Below are 1,587 nucleotides of genomic sequence, written 5' to 3'. Positions count from 1 at the left end.
ACGTTCAGCGTCGCTCTTTGCCAAGCGAAGTCCATCTTCGGCGCGACCTAGATCATCGTACTCCACGATCACCATTTCGCGCCCGCAGTCTCGCAGGCCGTCGGCAACCAACCGATCCCAAAGCCTCTTTGCCGTGATTTCCGGCATATGTATTTCGAACTTACGCATTTTGGCCCTGCCTTGACTAAGACTTGCAGAAAGTAGCGCGAAATTCGGCCTATCTGCTCTGCAGCGATCCAAGATAGAATCCATCACGCTCGATTAAGGCGATAATTTCTGCCGGCTCGACGCCAAACCTTTGCTTACCGCCAACAACGACTTCTGTGAGGCCATCAGCCCTCCACACCGAACTGATGTCGGGAAGTTTTGCCCCGGAACGGTCATCGGTGATGGCCACCGCAGGTCCTTGCGATTGATGAAATCGATAATATGGCATGACCCAATATCCCTTCGGGAAAGGAGGTCAGGTGATCGACCTCGAGCGCCCCTGCCCTAGTTTTTCAGTGGTTTCAGTCTGATTGGCAGGCGTTGTCGCGAGATCGGGAGAAACCTTATCCATCTTCATGAGGAGGAGGAGAACGTTCGTCACGCGGCCAGCCCAGATCCGAGAGGCCGTTCTTTTTTCGCCAGTTCGCTATTCGCTCCGCGCGCTCTCCCATCGCTTCGAAGGCTGCGTCGCGTTCCTCAGCCGAACCCGAACGGTCGGCTTTCATAGCCGCAAGCTGATGATCGAACAGAAATTGATTTATCGGCATAGCGAAGCATCCGAGCGAGAGGGATCGAGCAAGAGCCGGGGTGTTGATCCCCGGCTCCGCTGTCGGCGTCAGCCCTGCTGTTTGCGGGCCTGGTCCTTCTGGTGGTCGCCGTCGCCCTGCTCGTGCTGCAGGTTCACGGCCCACTTCTTTCCGCCATCGACCTCGCTGGTCTCAAAGCTGTACCGTTGATCGACCTTCGGGACCTGACCTTCCTGCTGGAGGTCGGCCTTCTTGAAGCGGAGCGCGTCACCGCCCTTTTCCGGGGTGATCGAGCCGGTGCCATTGCTGCTGTCGTAGCTCTTGATCTTGCCATAATGTGTCATGTGGATTTCCTTCAGACGAGTGTGCAGCGCGCCAGAATAGACCCGGCTGCGACTATAAGGCGGAACTGAGGGAAAGGGCTTTCGGTGAGGAAAGCAAAGACCGTCGATTGCGACTGGTAGCTGTCATCAAGATGGCTATGGCAGGCCATCATTACAAGCGCGGTCTCGCGCTTTATCGACCTAATAGAGCGAAACTCCGCATCCAGAACGCAGGCAAAAGCGCTACCCCCGCCACGCGCGCCGCTCTTCTGCAGCGCGCAGCACTTCGTAAGCGACCTGCAGTTTCTGAAACTCGGCCGCCGCTTCCTCGTCGCCCGGCTTCACGTCCGGGTGCACCACTTTCGCCTTCGCGCGGTACGCTTTCTTCACCGCGGCGAAGTCCGCGTCCGCCTCGAGCTCCAGAACGTCGAGCGCGCGCATTTCATCGGCGCTGCGTGAGCCGTCGCCAGAGCCCGTCCAGCCATAATGCGAGGCCTCGGCATAGCCTGCGCTTTCCTGGCGCTCGGCGT

At 58.5% G+C, this 1,587-nt stretch carries 3 protein-coding genes; all 3 read right to left on the bottom strand.

Translation table 11 applies throughout. The annotated features are described in order from the left end of the window. Window positions 1-217: 217 nt before the first annotated feature. Complete coding sequence (locus WA989_RS02840; protein ID WP_424339011.1) at window positions 218-397, bottom strand: hypothetical protein; 180 nt, start codon at window positions 395-397, stop codon at window positions 218-220. A 426-nt stretch (window positions 398-823) separates the two neighbouring features. Then, window positions 824-1,078, bottom strand: coding sequence for a cold-shock protein (locus tag WA989_RS02835; RefSeq protein ID WP_424339010.1), 255 nt, complete (start codon window positions 1,076-1,078; stop codon window positions 824-826). 222 nt (window positions 1,079-1,300) lie between these two features. Next, a partial coding sequence (locus WA989_RS02830) for a J domain-containing protein (protein ID WP_424339009.1) occupies window positions 1,301-1,587 on the bottom strand: 287 nt, incomplete at its 5' end.

The sequence above is a fragment of the Henriciella sp. genome (assembly GCF_049649345.1).
Classification (GTDB): Bacteria; Pseudomonadota; Alphaproteobacteria; order Caulobacterales; family Hyphomonadaceae; genus Henriciella.
The sequence above is the reverse complement of the archived record's forward strand: the minus strand, read 5'-3'. Positions and strand labels throughout refer to the sequence as shown.